Origin of the sequence: Achromobacter sp., assembly GCF_036567245.1 — a bacterium.
GTDB lineage: Bacteria > Pseudomonadota > Gammaproteobacteria > Burkholderiales > Burkholderiaceae_B > Achromobacter.
On record NZ_DATCUY010000138.1, the window covers coordinates 1 to 20178 of the forward strand.

Annotated in this window: 18 protein-coding genes; 9 read left to right on the forward strand and 9 right to left on the reverse strand. The window is 66.2% G+C overall.

Going from position 1 to position 20178, the window contains the following annotated elements; genetic code table 11:
* On the forward strand, positions 1–1133 hold a 1133-nt coding region (locus VIR09_RS06055), incomplete at its 5' end, for a PLP-dependent aminotransferase family protein (RefSeq protein ID WP_332012051.1).
* Here VIR09_RS06055 and VIR09_RS06060 read toward each other — a convergent pair.
* Together VIR09_RS06060 and VIR09_RS06065 are read right to left on the reverse strand one after the other, a co-directional pair.
* The gene (locus VIR09_RS06060; protein ID WP_332012052.1) at positions 1130–1609 is read right to left on the reverse strand and encodes a carboxymuconolactone decarboxylase family protein; all 480 of its coding nucleotides are present in this window, start codon (positions 1607–1609) and stop codon (positions 1130–1132) included. The two genes, VIR09_RS06055 and VIR09_RS06060, sit on opposite strands and share 4 nt — an antisense overlap.
* A gap of 132 nt (positions 1610–1741) precedes the next feature.
* A complete protein-coding gene (locus VIR09_RS06065; RefSeq protein WP_332012053.1) occupies positions 1742–3040 on the reverse strand; it encodes an ATP-binding protein in 1299 nt (432 codons plus the stop codon).
* Between the two features lie 233 nt (positions 3041–3273).
* Here VIR09_RS06065 and chrA point away from each other — a divergent pair, with 233 nt between their 5' ends.
* Entirely contained in the window at positions 3274–4527 is a 1254-nt protein-coding gene (gene chrA, locus VIR09_RS06070; RefSeq protein WP_332012054.1) for a chromate efflux transporter, read from the forward strand.
* A 30-nt stretch (positions 4528–4557) separates the two neighbouring features.
* On the opposite strand, the gene VIR09_RS06075 is transcribed toward chrA, so the two are convergent.
* A complete protein-coding gene (locus VIR09_RS06075; RefSeq protein ID WP_332012055.1) occupies positions 4558–5352 on the reverse strand; it encodes an enoyl-CoA hydratase in 795 nt (264 codons plus the stop codon).
* A 68-nt stretch (positions 5353–5420) separates the two neighbouring features.
* Positions 5421–6620: a multidrug effflux MFS transporter gene (locus VIR09_RS06080; protein WP_332012056.1), complete on the reverse strand. Its 1200-nt coding sequence runs from the start codon at positions 6618–6620 to the stop codon at positions 5421–5423.
* Positions 6621–6692: 72 nt separating this feature from the next.
* Here VIR09_RS06080 and VIR09_RS06085 point away from each other — a divergent pair, with 72 nt between their 5' ends.
* Complete coding sequence (locus VIR09_RS06085) at positions 6693–7013, forward strand: SelT/SelW/SelH family protein (protein WP_332012057.1); 321 nt, start codon at positions 6693–6695, stop codon at positions 7011–7013.
* Positions 7014–7107: 94 nt separating this feature from the next.
* On the opposite strand, the gene VIR09_RS06090 is transcribed toward VIR09_RS06085, so the two are convergent.
* The 3 genes from VIR09_RS06090 to VIR09_RS06100 all read right to left on the reverse strand — a co-directional run bounded on the left by VIR09_RS06090 (position 7108) and on the right by VIR09_RS06100 (position 9873).
* Positions 7108–8634 (reverse strand): tripartite tricarboxylate transporter permease, encoded by a 1527-nt coding sequence (locus tag VIR09_RS06090; RefSeq protein WP_332012058.1) that lies wholly within the window; start codon positions 8632–8634, stop codon positions 7108–7110.
* A 3-nt stretch (positions 8635–8637) separates the two neighbouring features.
* Positions 8638–9108, reverse strand: coding sequence for a tripartite tricarboxylate transporter TctB family protein (locus VIR09_RS06095; RefSeq protein ID WP_332012059.1), 471 nt, complete (start codon positions 9106–9108; stop codon positions 8638–8640).
* Positions 9109–9360: 252 nt separating this feature from the next.
* The gene (locus VIR09_RS06100; RefSeq protein WP_332012060.1) at positions 9361–9873 is read right to left on the reverse strand and encodes a GFA family protein; all 513 of its coding nucleotides are present in this window, start codon (positions 9871–9873) and stop codon (positions 9361–9363) included.
* A gap of 427 nt (positions 9874–10300) precedes the next feature.
* Here VIR09_RS06100 and VIR09_RS06105 point away from each other — a divergent pair, with 427 nt between their 5' ends.
* Entirely contained in the window at positions 10301–10438 is a 138-nt protein-coding gene (locus tag VIR09_RS06105) for a hypothetical protein (protein ID WP_332012061.1), read from the forward strand.
* Between the two features lie 47 nt (positions 10439–10485).
* On the opposite strand, the gene VIR09_RS06110 is transcribed toward VIR09_RS06105, so the two are convergent.
* Complete coding sequence (locus VIR09_RS06110; protein ID WP_332012062.1) at positions 10486–12036, reverse strand: sensor domain-containing diguanylate cyclase; 1551 nt, start codon at positions 12034–12036, stop codon at positions 10486–10488.
* 47 nt (positions 12037–12083) lie between these two features.
* On the reverse strand, positions 12084–13166 hold the full coding sequence (locus VIR09_RS06115) for a site-specific integrase (protein WP_332012063.1): 1083 nt from the start codon (positions 13164–13166) through the stop codon (positions 12084–12086).
* Positions 13167–13313: 147 nt separating this feature from the next.
* On the opposite strand from VIR09_RS06115, the gene VIR09_RS06120 reads away from it, so the two are divergent.
* The 5 genes from VIR09_RS06120 (at position 13314) to VIR09_RS06140 (ending at position 20026) form a co-directional block, all read left to right on the forward strand.
* Positions 13314–14351 carry a DNA-binding protein gene (locus VIR09_RS06120; RefSeq protein WP_332012064.1) on the forward strand — a complete coding sequence of 346 codons (1038 nt, stop codon included), beginning with the start codon at positions 13314–13316 and terminating at the stop codon, positions 14349–14351.
* A 300-nt stretch (positions 14352–14651) separates the two neighbouring features.
* Positions 14652–16295, forward strand: a complete 1644-nt coding sequence (locus VIR09_RS06125; protein ID WP_332012065.1) for an arylsulfatase — start codon at positions 14652–14654, stop codon at positions 16293–16295.
* A gap of 79 nt (positions 16296–16374) precedes the next feature.
* The gene (locus VIR09_RS06130; protein WP_332012066.1) at positions 16375–17808 is read left to right on the forward strand and encodes a lytic transglycosylase F; all 1434 of its coding nucleotides are present in this window, start codon (positions 16375–16377) and stop codon (positions 17806–17808) included.
* Positions 17809–17967: 159 nt separating this feature from the next.
* A complete protein-coding gene (gene ydiK, locus VIR09_RS06135) occupies positions 17968–19098 on the forward strand; it encodes an AI-2E family transporter YdiK (protein WP_332012067.1) in 1131 nt (376 codons plus the stop codon).
* 202 nt (positions 19099–19300) lie between these two features.
* On the forward strand, positions 19301–20026 hold the full coding sequence (locus VIR09_RS06140; protein ID WP_332012068.1) for an RNA pseudouridine synthase: 726 nt from the start codon (positions 19301–19303) through the stop codon (positions 20024–20026).
* Positions 20027–20178 lie beyond the last annotated feature (152 nt).

Genomic DNA, 20178 nt, shown 5'->3' on the forward strand with positions numbered 1-20178 from the left:
CAGAGGCTCCCGGCGACGGCCCGGGCTGGCGCGAGCCATCGGGCCTGCGGCCGTTCCAGATGGGCTTGCCGGCGCTGGACGAAGTTCCACGCAAGCTCTGGGCCCGGTTGGGCGCCCGGCAACTGCGCGGCTTGCAGGCCGGAGATCTGGCCTATCCCCCCAGCGGCGGCCTGGCGGCCCTGCGCAGCGCGACGGCCGCCTATCTGCAAGTGGCGCGCGGTATCCATTGCCAGCCTTCGCAGGTGTTCATCACCTCGGGCTACAACAGCACAATGGGGCTGATCCTGCAGACGCTGTTCGAGCCCGGCGACCGGGTCTGGATGGAAGATCCGGGCTATCCACCGACCCGCGCGCTGCTGGAGCAGGCGCGGCTGGAACCGGTGCCCGTGCCGGTGGACCAGGACGGACTCATGGTCAGCGCCGGCATCGAGCGGGCGGGGCAGGCGCGCGGCGCGGTGGTGACGCCGGCCCATCAAAGCCCCTTGAGCATGTCGCTGTCGTTGCCGCGGCGGCAGGCGCTGCTGGACTGGGCCGAACGCCGCGAGGCCTGGATCGTGGAAGACGATTATGACGGCGAGTACCGCTATGTCGGCCGCCCGCTGCCGGCGCTCAAGAGCCTGGATACGCAGGGGCGGGTGCTGTATGCCGGCACCTTCAGCAAGGTGCTGTTTCCCGGACTGCGGCTGGCCTACCTGGTAGTGCCAGAGCCGTTGGCCGGCCGTTTTGCGCAATCTGCGCGGCTGCAGGCGGGCGCGGCGCCCGGCTTGACGCAGGCCATCCTGAGCGCCTTCATGGCCGAGGGGCATTTCGGCCGCCACATCCAGCGCATGCGCAAGCTGTACGCGGAACGTCGGGCTGCGACCGTGGCGGGCCTGAACGCGGCGCTGGGGCAACGTCTGCGGATAGAGCCGCAGCCAGGCGGCATGCATCTGGTGGCGCGCCTGGACGATGGCCGGAGCGACATGGCGTTGGCCGGACGGATGGAAGAACAGGGCATGTACGCGGGCGCGCTGTCGCGCTGGTGCGCCGAGCCGCAGCGGCAATCGGCGCTGCTGCTCAGCTTCACCAATATCGCCACGCAGGCGCAGGCCCATGAGCTGGGCCTGCGGATCCTGAAGTTGATGCAGTCCTAGTTCAGGCCGGCCTTGTCCAGGCCGTATGCCGCATCGGCCGAGCCCGGCACGGTGCGAAAGGCCACGTTCAGCCGGTTCCAGCCGTTGATGCCGACCAGCAGCAGCGTCAGGTCGGAAATTTCCTGCTCCGACAACTGCGCGCGCGCCTCTTCATAGACCGCGTCCGACACGCCCAGCGCGGACAGGGTGGTGATGGCCTCGGTCCAGGCCAGCGCGGCGCGCTCGCGCGGCGAGAACAGGGTGGACTCACGCCAGATGGCGACGTGGTGCAGGCGCAGCTCGCGCTCGCCGGCGATCCTGGCCTGCTTGATGTGCATGTCCAGGCAGAAGCCGCAGCCGTTGATCTGCGAAGCCCGGATATCCACCAGTTCGCCGACCTCCCGGACGATGGGGGTCTTTTTCAGCGACATGCTGAATTCCAGGTACTTCCTGGACTGTTCTTCGGACACCTGGAAATAATTCAAACGCTGCGTCATGTTGCTGCCTTTTCGATACGTGTGGTCGAGCGGAATCTCGTGGCAACAGGATGACTCAACTTGGCCCAGATCAGTAGTGCCATAAATAGAGTTTTCGTCTGGGCCATGAGCGCGGCCGCGCAGCGACAACGCTCAGGCCGGCCAGCGCAGCACGAAGCGGGCGCCGCCCAGGGGACTGTCGTGGATTTCGATGCCGCCGCCGTGGCTGGCCGCCACCCGCCAGACGATGGCCAGGCCCAGGCCGGCGCCGCCAGTGCCCCGATCACGGCTGTCATCCAGCCGGATGAAAGGCTCGAACACCCGCGCGCGGTCGGCCGGCGCAATGCCGCCGCCGTCGTCGTCGACAATGAGTTCGAATCCCCCCAACGGACATTGCCTGAGCCTCACTTCTACGTGGCGGCTGGCATAGCGCACCGCGTTCTGCACCAGGTTCAGCAAGGCCCGGCTCATGTAGCGTGGATGCAACCGCACGCGCGGCGGGTAGTCGCGGTGCACATGGCATTGGATGGCGCGCGCTTCGGCTTGGTGCGCCACCTGGGCCAGGGCTTCGCCCAGCCAATCGCAGGTGTCCACGGTTTCCAGCCTGACGGTCTCGTCGGTGGGACGCTCGAGCCGCGCATAGACCAGCAGTTCGGCCACCAGCGTTTCCAGTTCGCAGATGTCAGCCTGCATGTCGCGCAGTATCTGGTGCCGCTTGGCCAGGTGTTCGTCCTGGCCAAGCAGGGCCACTTCGAAGGACAGCCGGGCCAGCGGCGTGCGCAATTCATGCGAGACGGCGTTGGTCAGGCTGCGCTGGTTTTCGACCAGGGCCGAAATGCGCTCGGCCATCTGGTTGAAGCTTTCTCCCACATGCCGCATGCCGGCCAGGCGCGACAGCCGCACCCGCGCGCCCAGTTCGCCCTGGCCCATGCGTAGCGCGGCGTTGCGCAGCCGGTCGAGGTCGCGCCACAAGGGCAGGGCCCAGAGCAGCAGCAGGATCCCGCCCACGATCAGGCTGAGCGCCGCCCAGGCGGCTATCGTGATCCATCGCTCAACGGCCTGCGGCGGGCGCGGCAGGCTTATCTCCAACCACTGGCTGGGTTCGCCGGGCAGGGGAGCGACGTAGACGTTGTATTCGTCGCGCATGATGAAGCCGACGGTGGCAAGCTGCTGCCGCTCTGCCGCTGCGGGATTGGCTTCGGCGTCCGTGAGCAGCTTCAGGCCCAGGCCGTAGTGCGGCTGTATTTCGTTGCGCAGGAAATCCGGCCGCGCACTGGGCGCCAGCCCATCCAGTTCCTTGCGCAGCGCATGTATCTGCCCCCGGACCGACTGGTACGAAAGGTCCGCGCTCAGCGGGTCCAGCAGATACTCGAGGCTGCGCTGCACCAACTGCGATCCCGCGACGTAACCCAGCGCGGCGACCACGAAGATGCGAATCGCGAACTTGAGCATGAGGGGATCCGGACCTGAAATGGCGACCCGGGATGCTATCGGTCCCGGACCGGTGCAGTCCGCCGATATTTGTACGGTATTTGTAAAGTTGTTTGAAGCGCCTGCGGCGGGCGAGGTAAACCGGCCATATGGCCCGGACCGTTCAGGCGCTTGAATCCGTCACGCCGCCCGGCTATAAGCATGGGGCGGGGGCTGCATCCTCATGCCCCGCCTGCCGATGAAGCCCGAATCCCATGCCGCCGCTGCCTCCCCACCAAGACGAACACGTCGCCAGCAAGCAAGCCACCCCCACGCGCGAACAGCCCGGCCAGGGCTCCTGTCTGGAAGTCTTCCTGGTTTTCCTGCGCCTGGGGCTGACGTCCTTCGGCGGGCCGGTCGCGCACCTGGCGTATTTCCGCAGCGAATTCGTGGAGCGCAGACGCTGGCTGGACGACTACGCGTATTCCGACCTGGTGGCCCTGTGTCAATTCCTGCCGGGGCCCGCCAGCAGCCAGGTCGGCATGGCGATAGGCTTGAAACGCGCCGGCTGGGCGGGCATGGCGGCCGCCTGGGTGGCGTTCACGCTGCCTACTGCCATCGCCCTGATCCTCTTCGCGCTGGGGCTGGCGCAATTCGGCTGGCTGTCCGCCTCGGGCGCCATCCATGGCCTGAAGATCGCGGCGGTGGCCATCATCGCGCAGGCGGTCTGGGGCATGGGCCGCTCGCTCTGTCCTGACCGCGAGCGGGCCGGACTGGCGGTGGCGGCGGCGCTCATCACCATCCTGATGCCGACCACGCTGGGGCAATTGAGCGCGATCCTGTTGGGCGCGATCGCCGGCATGGCCGCGCTGCAAGTGCCGCCGCGTCCAGCGTTGGCGGTGCAGCCGCTAAAGAATGTGTCGCGCCGCGCCGGCTACATGGCATTGGCGTTGTTCGTGCTGCTGCTGGCGGGCTTGCCGGCCTGGGCCGCGGTCAGCGGCATGCCGCTGGCGCAGCAGCTATCCGGGTTCTACCGCGCGGGCGCCCTGGTGTTCGGCGGCGGCCACGTGATGCTGCCCCTGCTGGAATCCGCCTCGGTGGCGGGCGGCATGGTGTCCAACGCCGATTTCCTGGCAGGCTATGGCGCGGCGCAGGCCATGCCGGGGCCACTATTCGCCTTCGCCGCTTTCCTGGGTGCGATGTCGTCCGGCCCCTTGTCGGGCTGGGCCGGCGGACTCGCGCTGCTGGCGGCCATCTTCCTGCCGGGCGCCTTGCTGGTGGCGGCCGCGCTGCCATTCTGGGAAAGCCTGCGGCGCCGTCCGGGCGTGCGCAACCTGATTGCGGGCGTGAATGCCAGCGTCGTGGGCATACTGCTGTCGGCCCTGTATGACCCGGTCTGGACCAGCGCCATCCGCGACCGCGCCGACTTCGGCCTGGCCTTGCTGCTGTTCGGCCTGCTGGTCTATGCGCGCTGGTCGCCCGTGTGGGTGGTGCTGCTGGCCGCCGCCGGCGGCTGGGCGCTGGCATAGCGGGGCCACGCGCAGCCCCGCCGGACTGCGCTAGGACTGCCAGCGCGGCTGGCGCTTTTGCAGGAAGGCGTCTATGCCTTCGCAGGCGTCGGCTTCCATCATGTTGCGGGCCATCACGTCGCCGGCGTAGTCATAGGCGTCGGCCTGCGCCATCTGGCGCTGCTGATAGAACATGCGCTTGCCGTAGCGGATGGCCGTGGGGCTCTTGGCCAGGATGTCGTCCACCAGCGCGCGCACGCGCTGGTCCAGTTGCGCCTCGGGCACCGCGTCATTGATCAAACCCCAGTCCCTGGCCTGGCCGGCGTCGATGAAGCGTGCAGTCACCAGCATTTCGAAGGCGCGCTTGGCGGACACATTGCGGCTCAAGGCGACCGCGGGCGTGGAGCAGAACAGGCCGACATTGATGCCGGACACCGCGAACTTGGCCGTGTCCGCGGCCACGGCCAGGTCGCAGCTGGCCACCAACTGGCAACCGGCGGCGGTGGCGATGCCATGCACTTTGGCGATCACCGGGACGGGCAGGGCCTGCAGGCCTTGCATCACGGCGCTGCATTTCCTGAACAGGTCGCGGTAGTAATCCAGCGAGGGCTGGCTGCGCATTTCGCGCAGGTCGTGGCCGGCGCAGAACGCCCGGCCGCTGGATTCCAGCACCACGCAGCGCACGCTTGCATCGCGCGACAAAGCATCAAGCTCGGCCTGCAGCGCGGCCAGCAGGGCTTCGGACAGCGCATTGAACTGGCCAGGCCGGTTCAGGCGCAGCGTCACCACGCCGCCTGCGGCATGGCGTGCCAGGACCGGCTCCTGCGCCGCTGCTTCGATATTCATGTCGTCTCCAGGGTGGGCTATCCCTGGATAGTAGATGGATATGCCGGCCGACGGCGCGGGGCCTGGCCTCAGCCCGCCGCCAGCCGCCGCGCCATGCCCGGAGACAGGCATAGCAGCGGCCCGACGATGGCCGCGCCGATCAGCGCCATGGCCGCTTGCGGCGACATGCCGCTATCCAGCAAGACAGTGGCGATGACGGCCGACCCGCTCATCTGGAACAGGCCATACACCGCGGCCGCGGTGCCGGCGCGTTCGGCGAACGGCTCCAGCGCCAGGCTCAGCCCCGAACCCAGCGCCAGCGAAAAGCCCACGGTCAGCACGGCCACCGGCAACATGAAGACCCAGGCCGACAAGGGCAGCCACAGCCACGCGGCCAGATGCATGGCGGCGGCAGCGAGCAGGGCGGCCATGCCCACGCGCACCATGGTGTGGCGCCCGTAGCGCGAGATGAAGGCCGGCGCGAGGAAAAAGGCGCCGATGTTGATCGCCGCATTGCCGCCGAACCAGGCAGAAAAACCCAGCTCGGAATAGCCCAGTTGCTGCACCAGCACCACCGGCGCGGCGGAAACGAACACCAGGATCATCGCCATGCCGGCCATGCCGAACGCCGCGAAGTACAGGAAGCGGCCGCTGGCCGCGATCGGCGCGTAGCGGCGCAGGCTGTAGAGCGCGCCTTGCGGCTTGGCGGGCTTGGCCCGCGTCTCCTCGAAGCGGACGGCCAAAAAGCCCGCCAGCGTCAACGCGAACAGCACCATGAAGACGAAGGTGCTGCGCCAGCCCGCGTGCACGGCCAACGCGCCGCCCACCATGGGCGCCAGCGCGGGCACCGTGCACAGCGCGCCGTTGAGATAGCTGTAGACGCGCGCGCCTACCGCAGGGCTGAAGCAATCCCGCACCGCCGCGAAGGCCACCAGCGAGGCCGAGCAGGCGCCCAGCCCCTGGATCACGCGCGCGACGTAGAACACTTCCAGCGAACTCGCCGAGGCGCCCAGCGCCGAGCCCAGCAGATAGGCCAGCGCGCCGCCCAGCGCCACGGGCCGGCGGCCGTAGCGGTCGGCCAGCGGGCCGATCAGGATCTGACCCACGCCCACGGCGAAGATGAACAAGGTGATGCTGGCTTGCAGCGCGGTGACGGGCTGGCCGTAATCCTGCGCCATGACGGGCAGGGAGGGCAGATAGATATCGATGCCCATGGGCGTAAGCGTGACCAGCCCCATCAGGAGACCGATCAGCCAGCGTTGGCCGCGAGGGGATAATGCAGACTTCATGGCAGGCTCGGGGTCCATGCGGACCCGGGAAAACCCGATATTATCCATGAACCGGCGTAGAATCTTCTTCCTATGAACGCTCCCGCCCTCCGACCCCGCATCGTCATCCATTACTGCACGCAGTGCCAATGGCTGCTGCGCGCCGGCTGGATGGCCCAGGAACTCCTTTCGACGTTCTCCACCGAACTGGGCGAGGTCGTGCTGCAGCCTGGCACCGGCGGGATCTTCCAGGTTACCTACAACGGCGACCTGATCTGGGACCGCAAGAGCGATGGCGGCTTTCCCTCGGCCAAGGAACTGAAGCAGCGCGTGCGCGACCGTCTCGATCCCGGCCGCACACTGGGCCATATCGACGGCCACGCCGCCGGGCCGCTGGCCGCGCCTGACGCCTAGTCTGTGCTCATTGAATGGAGCCTTGCACAGGCTCCAGAACAAGCCAACGGCCGGCCCCGCGAGGCCGGCCGATTTAAACTGCGCGCTCGCGCCGCTACACCGAAGACTCTGCCTGCTTCAATGCCTCGCGGCCCTTGCGCTGGCGCATGGCCGACACCGCCAGCAAGGCGATCAGCCCCACGCAAGCCACCACGAAGCCCAGGCTGATGGGCCGCGTCACGAAGATCCCCAGATCGCCGCGCGACAGCAGCAGGGCGCGGCGAAAGTTCTCTTCCACCATGGGGCCGAGCACGAAGCCCAGCAACAATGGCGCGGGCTCGAATCGCATGCGGATCAGCGCATACCCCGCCGCCCCGAACAAGGTCACCATGGCGACGTCGAACAGATTGTTGTTGGTGCTGTAGACGCCCACGCAGACGAAGAACAGCGCCGCCGGGAACAGGTAGCGGAATGGCACGGTCAACAGCCGCACCCACATGCCGATCAGCGGCAGGTTCAGGAGCAGCAACAGCACGTTGCCCACCCAGAAGCTGGCGATCAGCCCCCAGAACATGTCGGCGTGCTCGACCATCATCTGCGGTCCCGGCTGGATGCCATGGATGATCAGCGCGCCGAGCATCAACGCCATCACCGGGTCGCCAGGGATGCCCAGGCTCATGGTCGGGATGAAGCTGGTCTGCGTCGACGCGCTGGTGGCCGCTTCCGGCCCGGCGATGCCCTCGATGGCGCCGCGTCCGAACCGGCGCGGTTCGCGCGCCACCTTCTTTTCCGTCGCATACGAAATGAATGAGGCGATGGTCGGGCCGGTGCCGGGCAGGATGCCGAAAGCCGCGCCGATCGCCGTGCCGCGCACCAGCGCGCCGCGCGACTGCCTGATGTCGCCGGCCTCGGGCCGCATCGACTTCATGCTGATCTTGGCGGTGGTCACCTTGGCGTCGCCGCCGATGCGGTTGATGTTCTTCAGGAAGTCCGCCACGCCGAACAGGCCCATGGCCAGCGCCACGATCTGCAGGCCGTCGGACAGTTCAAGAATGCCGAAGTGAAAGCGCATCGTGCCCGTGTTGACGTCGGTACCGACCACGCCCAGCAGCAGGCCCACCACCACCATCGCCACGCCTTTGATTGCCGATCCCTTGGCCAGGGTCGCGCCTGCCAGCAGGCCCAGCATCATCATGGAGAAGTACTCGGCGGGACCGAACTTGAAGGCCACGTCCACCAGCATGGGCGAGAACAGGATCATCGCCAGGATGCCCACCGACGCGCCGCAGAACGAGGAGAACATCAGCATGAACAGCGCGGAACCCGCCTTGCCGTTGCGTGCGAGCGGATTGCCGTCCAGGCAGGCCACCGCGTGCGAGGCGGTGCCGGGCAGGTTCAGCATGATGGAGGTAATGCCGCCGCCATATTGCGAGCCGTAGTAGATGCCCGACAGCATCACCAGCGCTGCGGTGGGCGTCATGGTGTAGGTCAGCGGCAGCAGGATGGAGATCGCGGCGAGCACGCCCATGCCCGGCAGCACGCCGATCAGGTTGCCCATGAACACGCCGAACGCGGCCCACATCAGGTTGTCCAGCGCGAAGGCGACGGAGAACCCGTGCATCAGGTTATTGAGGATTTCCATCGATCAGCCCCAGCGGAACAGGGGGAACTGCAGCTGCAGCGCCCAGGAGAATACGGCCACGCCCAGCACGGTCACGGCCACGGCCAGCAGCGCTGCACTGCGCGGCGTGTGCTGGCGGTCGCCGATTGCGGAAATGAAGACCAGCGCAAAGGTCGCGGGCACCAGGCCGCCGTACTTGCCCACCAGGATGAAGGTCATGAGTCCGCCGATGATGCAGCCCCAGCCGCGCCAGTCTGGCGGCGGCTCGTCTTCGGCGTCTTCCTCCATGGCCGCGGGAGCCGCGGCCATGCGCGCGATCATCAAGCCCAGCAGGACCAGCAGCACGCCGAGAATGGCGGGGAACATCCCCGGCCCCATGCGCGCAAGGCTGCCGATGTTGTAGGTGGATGCCTGCGCGATGGCGCCCAGGCCGAGCACGATCATCGTGCCCGCCGCCCAGGCCTCGCGCCGCGCGGCGCTGCGTTTGGATTGCATCTGTAGTCCTCCCGTTGTTGTGCTTTTGCCTGACTACGTTCTGAACAAAAGCTGACTTTTGATTGAACGCGGAAGTCTAGGAATCCAAACTTCCGTTCACCTTTCAGGCGGACGCGCAATGCGCAAAACAGGCCTTTTTCCGGCCAAAACGGGGGAAATCCCTAGGCCACGCGGGAACCGCGGGCGAGGCAATGCCTTGCGCAATGCGCAGACGGCTACAACGATGAATAGAAGGACTGAGCAGCGGCGTCTTCAGCCCTTGGGCACCCAGGGCTTGCGCTGGCTGCCCGCCAGCGCGGCGTCCAGGCGCTGCTTGGCAGCCTCGGGCCAGCAGGCGTCCATGTCGTAGAAGCCGTCGGCCGCCGGCACGTCATCCGGGATGCCCACCCATGGATGCTTGGAACGCACGAAACAATGCGCGCCAGGCGGAAAATCGGCGGCGCGATCCAGCGTGCCCGCATAGATCAGCGCCACCGTTTCGCCATAGCCCGGGTGATGGCTCCACAGCAATCCCGAGCAAGCGGCGCAACGCACGATCACGACGGTTTCGCCGTCATTGGCAGTCTGGTCGGCGGGATGGCGGCGCAATTCACCTTGCAGGCTGCGCACGCGGTCGGATTCGATCACCGCATTCATGGCGAAGGCAGTGCCGGAATGGCGCTGGCACAAGGTGCAATGGCAGCAATGCACGAACATCGGCGGACTCGCGAGGCGGTAGCGCACGGCGCCACAATCGCAGCCGCCTTCGATGGGAGTCGGGGTCACGATGGGTCTCCTCTGGAAGGGGCACACCCAGTGTATTGAGGCGACGCGCGGCAGGGCAGTGGCGATCGCGTCATGATGAGGGGGGATTTGCGTCAACACCGCCTTCAGAACTGAAGCGGGTGTGGGTCAGGCCGCAGGATTGAAAGCCTGGCCGCCGCCATGCTTGAGGCGCCCATGCGCCATTATTGCTTTTTCAGTCAATATAGTGCTAAAATGCAGCAACTTTCGGCAAAATTATAACAAAACCAAACGCCGGAATGTTTGAAAGTCGCTGGCGGCTGCGGCCGCCATTTTCGTTTGCGTTGCCTGCGCGCATGCCCCCCGCGCCCCGATGGCATCCATTGGAACAGCATCCATGGCACGCACGAATCTCATGCATTGCGCTTAGTGCGGGGGAAAGCCATGCGCCCTGAACAGGAGAACGTTCATGTCTCATCAACTCGTAGGCAAGAAGTGGCAATTCGAGATTCCGCCCCTGGACTGGAAGGCGCCCGAGACCAATAAGGAAGCGGATATCAAGGCCGCTCCCGTGGACGCGGACTCCACCGAAGACAAGGACGCCTGACCCGGCGCCGTATCAGTCCTGAGTTTGCCGGCCGGCGGGCAGGGGCGTCAGACCGTGTGCGTCACCACGCGGTTGCGCCCCTGCTGCTTGGCCGCATACAGCGCGGCATCGGCGGCCTGAAAGACCATGTCGACGTCCGCGTTGCCCGCCGGCCATTGCGCCACGCCGGCCGACACGGTGATCTCCAGCGCGCCTTTCAGGCGGTGCGCCTGCGTCCTGCCACGCAGCCGCTCGGCCATGCCCGCCGCCTCCTTGGTCCCAGCACCGGGCAGCAGAATCAGGAATTCCTCGCCCCCGCTACGACAGAGTATGTCGGTCGGGCGCGAACAGTCGCGCATCAGCTGCGCCATGCCCTGAATCACTTCGTCGCCAGCCGTGTGGCCGTAGGTATCGTTGACCTGCTTGAAATGGTCGATGTCCAGTGCGATCACGGCAAAGGGCGTTTCGGCTGCCTGCAACGTCTCCACCGCCTGCAGCGTGCCGCGGCGGTTGCGCAGCCCGGTCAGGGGATCGGTGATGCTGGCTTGATTGAGCTTGCCGATCTTGTCCTGCAGGTTGGTGTAGCTCCTGATCACTGCGCGCTTCAGGCGTTCGGCCTCGAAGTACCAGGCTTGCACCGAGCGCACCCGTTGCATCGCCACCGCCATGTCGTGATGCTCCACATTGGTCGCCAGCTGCGACAAGGGCTGCGAGATCTTGCGCGCGCACCACCAGATCGCCAGCAGGAACAGCAGGGCGAAGGGCGCCGCGTAGCGGATCAGCGCCCAGATGAGGTCATTCAGAGGTTCCAGCGTGGCTTGCTCGGGACGCTGCGCGACCACGCCCCAGCCGCTGCGCGACACGTGGGCATATCCCGCCAGCATGTCCACGCCGTGCGTATTGACCAGGCGCTGCGCGCCGTCCTCGCCCCGCATCACCGCCGCCACCACCGGGTTGCCGCTCACATCCTCGCCCACGCGTTTACTGTCGAGGTGATAGATCAGCCGCCCATCGCTGTCCACCACATACAGATAGGAGCCGTCCTGGTAGGGATGCTTGCCCAACAGATTGTGCAGGGCTCCCTCGTCGCGCAGATAGATCGTGCCTGAGACATAACCCAGGTAGGCCCCGCTCTCCGAATGAATCGGATGGGAGACGTTGATCAGCAGATTGCCGGCAATGGACACATAGGGCTTGCTGATCAGCGGCTTGCGCGTTTGCAGCGCCATGCGGCTGCTGGCATTGTCGACCCGTGAGCCCTCGAAGTTGCGGATGCCCTGGCTGGCGGCCAGCATGATGCCGTCGGCGCGCACGATGCCCACGGAGTTGAAGCTGTCGGTCTGCTCGCGCAGGCGCTCAACTTCCACGGCCAGCAATTCCCGCGAATCGAAGCGCGCCGCCACGTAGCGGGCGCTGTATTCCAGCTGCCGCAAGGCCGAATCCAGAAAGGTGCCGGCGCTTGCGGCCAGCTTGGCGGCGTAGACCCGGTTGGATTCCAGCGTGTTGGCGATGAGTTGTTCGCGCTGCACCCGATAGCTTGCGTACAAGGCGTTGGCGGTGGCGGCAAGGGCGCTGAATACGGTAAGCGCAAGCACCAGCCCGCGTAGGTTGATTCGCATGTGGATCGTGTCAGGCTGGATTCGGATTGCGGCGAGTGCGCGCGATTTTACCTGCGCGGGGCGTCCGGCTCGTCCAGCAGGCGCGCCGCCGGCGATTCGGCCGCCGTCCCGGCGCGGAAGTAACCCATGACGGTAGCCACGCTGGCATGGCCGGTCATGGCCATGGTGTCGCCCAGCGGCACGTTCCGCCGGCCCGCCTCGGTCACGAATCCGGAACGCAGGCTGTGCGCCGAGAACTCACCCTCCAGCCCGGCCAGCTTGCAGCGTTCCAGCACGATGTCCCGCACCGCGGCTGCCGCCAGCGGCTCGCCCACCACGTCACCGCGCCGCACGCGCCGGAACAGCGGACCTTGCGTGATGCCGCTGGCGCGCAGCCATGCCTCCAGCGCCTGGGCCGCCACGCCGACAATCGGCTTCTGGTCGTTGGCGCGGACGGCGCCGGCCTGATTGGACTTGGAATGCGCCAGCGCGAACAGAAAACCGTCGGCCGTGCGACGCGTGTTTTCCATCGTGGCGCGCACCACCTCGGAGCGCCTGCGGCCGCCGCTGGCCCAGGCGAACAGCAGCAGGGCGCGGTCGCGCACCCCGCGCAGGGAATCGTCGCAAGTGTCCAGCATGGCTTCCAGCGGTTCGCGGGTCAGGGCCACCTTTTTGGCCGGCGCCACGCCGCGCCGGGCATAGGCGCGGCGCGTCTTCGATAACAATTCACGCACCGCGGCAGCACGGCAGGGGTTGGGGTGGCCGTGCAGCTCGTGCGCCTTGGACAGCACCGATATCCGCTGCAACAGCGTATTGAGACTGGGCGCGCCCAGCTTGCCTTTGGCCTTGAGCCGCACCAGCTCCTGGTCCAACGCCAGGGGCAGCTCCCATTTCAGCCCTTGTTCGGTCGTGCGCTGCGCATGGTCGACCACGAACTGGATCACCGCGGCTTCCGGCAAGGGCAGGGCGAAGGGGCGGGAATAGCGCAATTCGAACCATGCGCTCCAGTAGCGGATGGCGGCGCGGTAGGTGGCAACCGTGTTAGCCGAACTGCCTTCGCGCATCAGGGCGCTTGCCGCGGCGTCGGCCTGGGCGTCCAGGGTGAGCGGGTCCAGGGCGGGCAGCGGCGCCTGCAATTTCAGCTGTGTCATGGTCGGATTCGCACGGAAATTCATATTTCATACATATTATTATGTATGCTGTATGATATCTAACATAAATATTAAATTGCTCACGATAAGGTTCCATTATCGTGGGTAATTATCCAGCAGATACCAAATCCGGCACGGAGCATGCGCATGGCCACGGGAATTACCGAAACTGACGTCTGGACCGCCGCCGACGCCTTGTTGCTGGAGGGCGCGCGGCCCACCATCGAGCGGGTGCGGCAGAAGATAGGCCGCGGTTCGCCCAATACCGTCAGCCCCTATCTGGAGACCTGGTTCCGTTCGCTGGGCGCGCGCATCAAGGATCCGGGCGCGTTCGCTGCGCCTGCCGCCACGCCCGACCCGGTGGCGCAGGCAGCGGCGCACTTCTGGGAAGTCGCCTTGGCCGAGGCCCGCGCGCAACAGGAACAGGCTCATCGCGGGCGCTGGGAAGAGCTCGCGCGGGAAGGGGAGCAATTGGCGTCCGACGCCGAACAGCTGCAACAACGCGAAGCCCAACTGGCGAACCGTGAACAGGATCTGCAGGAAACACTCAGGGTGGCTACCTCCCAATTGGCCGCCGCCGAGGACCGGCTGCAAGCGGCCGAACAGCAACTGCGGCAGCGCGACGAATTGCTAAAGCGGAACCAGCTGCAACTGGAAGATGCCCGCAGCGCCACGCAGGCGGCGCTGGCGGAAAGCGAGAAGATCCGCGCTCAGCATGCCCAGGCGCTCGAAGCGACGGAGACCCGCCACAGCGCCCACGAGCGCCGCTGGCTGAACGAGCTGGACAGCGAGCGCGGCGCCGTCAAGCGTCTGCAGGCGCGGCTGGACGAAGCGCAGGCTGCCAGTCAGCAGCAGGCGGCGCAGGCCCGCAAGGCACTGGAGCAGGAACAGGACCAACGTCGGCTTGCAGAGCAGGAAACGCAGGCTGGGCGCGCCGAAATCCAGGCCCAACAATTGCAGCAGCAAGCCGATCAAGCGGCGGCCAACGCAGCCTTGGCGGCGGCCCGCGAACGCGAAGAATCGCTGGCGTCCAGGCTCGCAGCCGCGGAGCTGCGCGCGGCCGAGTCCTTGGCGCAACTCAAGGGGAAGGACGAACAGTTGGGCGAATTGACCCGCCACCTGATGTCACTGGCCAGGAACGAGACCGCAGCCGGGCAGGCTTCGGCGGCAGATCCCCAGCGCTAGCGTCACCGCGTCGGCAAGATGAACGGCCCGGGCGTCCGGGCCGCAGGCGCTTGCGCGCAGGCCGCAACGGATGCGCCTGGTTACTGATTTCTCCTTTTCTGCCGCGGAACCAGCCGCGTTTTTGGGATTATCGTAGTCCCCGTAACACGCCGCCTTTGGCGGATGGCCGGCCTCGCGCCCGCCGCATCGAATGCTGAAAGTTGCCGCAACTAGATCTGGCTGGAATGCCGCCCTTGCTTGCCGGACGACGCTCCAATCAGTGGGAATTACCTGAGGGTAGACACCAAGCAAGGAGCAACCATGCAACGATCATCAGTGTTCAGGAATGGCGCGCTGTCGCTGCTTATTGCGGCCGCCGCCGCGGTGAGCTTGCCGGCATCCGCGCAACCTGCCGAAAAAAAACCCAATATCGTCGTCATCTGGGGCGACGATATCGGCATGTGGAATGTGGGCGCCTATACCCACGGCATGATGGGCCGCACGCCCAATATCGACTCCATCGCCAGGAACGGGGCCTTGTTCACGGACCACTATGGCCAGCCCAGTTGCACGGCGGGGCGGGCTGCGTTCCTCATGGGCCAATTGCCCATACGCACCGGCATGACGACCATCGGCATACCCGGCTCCGCCCGCGGCATCCAGAAGAGCGACCCGACCATAGCGGAAGTGCTGAAGTCGGCGGGCTACGCGACCGCGCAATTCGGCAAGAATCATCAGGGCGACCGCAATGAATTCCTGCCCACGGTGCACGGCTTCGATGAATGGTTCGGCAATCTGTACCACCTGAATGCCGAGGAAGAGCCCGAACAGCTGGACTATCCGGGGCAAAAGAATCCCGACTACAAGAAGAAGTTTGGCCCGCGCGGCGTACTGCACACCTGGGCCACCGACACCGACGACCAGACCGTCGACCCGAAGTTCGGCAAGGTCGGCAAGCAGAAGATCGAGGACACCGGCCCGCTGACGCGCAAGCGCATGGAAACCTTCGACCAGGAAGTCACCGATGAAACCCTGAAATACCTGGACCGCGCCGCCAAGGACAACAAGCCGTTCTTCCTGTGGTTCAACTCCACCGCCATCCACATCTGGTCGCACCCCCAGAACAAGTACGTGCAACAGGCGGTGGACGAGGGCAGGGCGGAGGAGGACGTGGTGCGCGCCAAGATGCTGGAACACGACGAGCAAGTCGGATCCATCCTGCGCAAGCTCAAAGACTTGGGCGTGGCGGACAACACGATCGTGATCTACAGCACGGACAACGGCAACGAATTCATGTTCTTTCCCGATGGCGGCACCGCGCCGTTCCGCGGCGAAAAAGGCACCACCTGGGAAGGCGGCCTGCGCGTGCCCATGCTGGTCAGCTGGCCCGGCCACATCCCGCCAGGACGCGAACTCAACGGCGTGCAGAGCCACGAAGACGTCTATGTGACGCTGGCCGCGGCCGCGGGACTGCCCAATCTGAAGCAGGACCTGCTCAAAGGCGCCGCCCTCAACGGCAACGACTACAAGGTCCACCTGGACGGCTACGACAACCTGGACTACTGGACCGGCAAGACCGAAAAATCCGCGCGCCGGGAAATCCTGTACTACGACGAAACCGACCTCATGGCCATCCGGGTGGACGCCTGGAAAATGCACATAGGGGTCAAGCACCACGGCAACTGGTTCGACGAAAAGTCCTTTCCCAGCGTGCCCTACATCGTCAACCTGCTGATGGACCCGATGGAGAAGGTGACGCCCGACTCCGAAGAGTTCCAGTACGCCGGCCGCAAGTTCGTCGCGCAGAAGCTGTGGGCGCCCACGGCCGCCACGCCCTTCCTGACCGAGCATCTGAAAAGCCTGCAGGAATTCCCGCCCAGCCAGGGCGCCGATACGCTGAGCATGCGCAAGGCGGTGGAGGAAGCCATGAAGAAGCTTGAGAACCCAGGCAGAAGCAGCAACTGAGCGCGGCACCGGCCCCGCCGCGTTGCGGCTGGCGGGGCCGGTGCGATCGACTGCAAGGTTCCATCACCACGGAGGCGCCATGTCGTTCCGATTCCTGGCCTTGATGCTCTGCGCAATGCTGCAATTCGTACCCTCGGCCCCGGCGCTCGCCCAGGCAGCGAAGGCCAAAGGCGACCCGCTGGCGTTGGCCTACAACGTCAAGCCCTGGACCGGCGATTTCGACGGCATGGTCAAGCGCCGCCAGGTCCGGGTGCTGGTGCCCTACAACAAGACACTCTATTTCCTGGACAAGGGCGGCACCCAGCGCGGCATCATCGCGGACATGATGACTGCGTTCGAGAACGACCTGAACAAGCAGCTCAAGACCAAGAACATCCGCGTGTACGTGGTGTTCCTGCCGACCTCGCGCGAACGCCTCATTCCGGATCTGCTGGCGGGCAAGGGCGACATCATCGCGGCCAACCTGACGGTCACCGACGAACGCCAGAAGCTGGTGGACTTCTCCACGCCCCTGGCTACCGGCGTGCGGGAACTCGTCGTCGCTTCGCCCGGGGCGCCCGAGCTGAAGTCTCTGGACGATCTGGCCGGGCAGGAGATGTTCATCAGCCCGGTCAGCAGCTACTACGACAGCGTCAAGCGGCTGAACGCGGACCTACAGTCCCGTGGCCTCAAGCCCGCCATCATCCGCGACGCGCCCGGCACCTTCGAGACCGATGACATCCTGGAGATGGCCAGCGCGGACCTGGTCAGGTACACCGTCGCCGACCGCTATCTGGCCAACTTCTGGAAGCAGATATTCCCGCAGATCCGGGTCTATGAAAACCTGGAGATCGACAGCGGCAACGACATCGCCTTCGCCTTCCGCAAGAACTCCCCCAAGCTGGCGGCGGTGCTCAACCCCTTCATGGAGAAGAACCGCATCGGCACGTCGTTCGGCAACCAGCAGCTGACCAAGTACCTGAAGTCCGTGAAATGGGTGAAAGCCGCCACCGACCCCGAGGAAATCGAGAAATTCCACCGGCTGGCGGACTTCTTCCGCAAGTACGGGGATCAATACAACATCGACTGGCTGCTCATGATGGCGCAGGGCTACCAGGAGTCCCGGCTGGACCAGGACGCCAAGAGCTCGGTCGGAGCGATCGGCGTCATGCAGATCATGCCGGCCACCGGCAAGGAACTGCAGGTGGGCGATATCCGGCGCGAGGAATACAACATCCACGGCGGCGTCAAATACATCCGCTTCATGATCGACCAGTACTACGCGAAGGAGCCCATGACGGACCTGAACAAAGGGCTGTTCGCCTTTGCGGCCTACAACGCCGGGCCGGGCCGGATCAATCAGCTGCGCAAGGAGGCCGCCGCCAAGGGACTGGACCCGAATGTCTGGTTCGACAATGTCGAGCGGGTGGCGGCCGAACGCATCGGGCGCGAAACGGTGCAGTACGTGAGCAACATCTACAAGTACTACATTGCCTACACACTGATCCGCGCCCAGGGCGCGACGCCGGGCTAGGGCGGGGCGGCCCTAGGGCTTGCGGACCGCCACAGTGTATGTCCGCGGGAATTTCGGATAAATTCGCGACAGGCGCATCCCCATGCATCCACCCGGCAGACGCCCCGCCGGCATCGATGCGCCGCCAACCAGGGCCACAAGGCCTGCCAGGAGCAGCGGTTGAATCCTCTTCCACGCCAGACGGTCGATCTCGCCCGCATCATCCTCGTCATCGTGATCCTGGCCGGCCTGATGGCGGGCAGCCTCTACATCCTGCGCCCGTTCCTGCCGGGCCTGGTCTGGGCCACCACCATCGTCGTGGCCACCTGGCCGGTCATGCTGGCGATACAGCGCTATTGCGGCGGGCGGCGCTGGATCGGCACCATGACGATGCTGATCATCCTCCTGTTCGTCATCGTGCTGCCGCTGTACGAGGTGATCTCGACTTTGGCGCTACACAGCAGCACGATCATGACGGCGGTCAAGAGCCTGCCCGACTATGCGCTGCTGGCGCCGCCCGCCTGGGTTCACAGCATTCCGCTGATCGGTCCCAAGATCGCGCAGGAATGGCAGACCCTGTCGGACGCCGGCGCGGGCGGCCTGCTGGCCAAGCTGGAGCCCTACCTGACCAGCGCCGCGGCGTGGCTGCTCGGGCATGCCGCCATCGTCGGCGCCTTCATGATGCACATGCTGATCACCGTGGTCGTCGCGGGCATTCTCTATACCAAGGGCGAAGTGGCGGTCGACTTTGTGCGGCGCTTCTTCAACCGGCTCGCCGGCCAGCGCGGCCTGGCGGCGGTCAAGCTTGCCGGGCAGGCGATACGCGCCGTGGCGCTGGGCATCGTCGTGACCGCCGTGGTGCAGTCCGGGCTGGGGGGCATCGGCTTGTGGATCGCGGGCGTGCCGGCCGCCGGCATCCTCACCGCGCTGATGGTGATGCTGTGCCTGGCGCAGCTGGGGCCATTGCTGCCCATGCTGGGCGGCGTGATCTGGCTGTTCCAGAACGACATGAAGCTGGCGGCCGCGGTGCTGCTGGTCTGGGCGGTGCTGGTGGCAGGGCTGGACAATCTGCTGCGGCCGCTGCTCATCAAGCGCGGCGTCAACCTGTCGCTGCTGTTGATCCTGGTGGGCGTGCTGGGCGGGCTGTTCGCGTTCGGCATCGTGGGCCTGTTCATCGGCCCGGTGATCCTGGCGGTAACCCACACGCTGCTCAAGGCCTGGATCGACGAAGTGCCGCCGCCGGCAGCGCTGGCAGCCGAAGCGCAGCCCGCCGAGACGCCCGCGGAGCGCGCCGGATTCCCGCCGGTCTAATAAGGCCGGCGGCCCCGAAGATCAATCGGGCGCGCCGGGCGGCATGCCAGGGAAGGGCGTAACATCTGCCTCACGTCGCGAGCCCATGGCCCGCTTTCCTGGCAACACCCCGGCAATACTTCATGACGATGCACCCTCTGACGCCGCTCCAAGGCGGCTTTCCTTTCTGGCCCGCGGCCTCCCTCCACCAGGCGGTGACGCGATGAACGCAAGCGTACGCCTGGCCAAGCGCTTGGCCGAGGAACTGTCGTGCTCGCGCGGCGACGCCGAACGATACATAGAAGGCGGATGGGCCACGGTGGACGGCAAACCGGTCGAGGAACCGGGCTTTCGCGTCGGACCCGGCCAGTCCGTCGGCCTCCTGCCCGGCGCGCGCCTGGAAGACGCGCGGCCCGTCACCGTCCTGCTGCACAAGCCCGCCGGCCTGTACGCCAACGACGAGCCCGGCTCCGCGCGCGACCTGATCGTGCCCGAGAACCTGATGCCTGGCGACCGCTCCGGGCAACGTTTCTTGAGGCGCATGTTCAACGGCATGAAGCTTGTCACGCCGCTGGAGCGCGCGGCCAGCGGCCTGATCGTCTACACGCAGGAATACCCGGTGGCGCGCAAGCTGGTGGAAGAGGGGCGCTACGTCGAGCAAGAGTACGTGGCCCAGGTTTCCGGCCAGCTCGGCGCCGCCGACCTGGCGCGCCTGCAACGGGGCATGGCCTATGACGGCCGCGCCGCCACGCCCATGAAGGTCAGTTGGCAGAACGAGACCCACCTGCGCTTCGCCTTGAAGACGCCCGCGCCCGGATTCATCGAATACGTGTGCGACGCGGCCGGACTGCGCCTGCAGGCCCTGCGGCGCATCCGCATCGGCCGCCTGCCCATGGCGGGACTGGCCCTCGGACAATGGCGCTACCGCCTGGAATACGAACGCTTCTGACGGCAGCAGGGATGACCATGGAACAAACGCCGCAAGGCCAGAGACCGGCGCGTCGCTCCGGACGCCGGAGCTTTCTGATCACTGCGGGAGGGCTGTGCCTGTCCGCCGCCCTGGCCGGCTGCGCGGCGCCCAAGCCGCCGCGCCGGACGCCG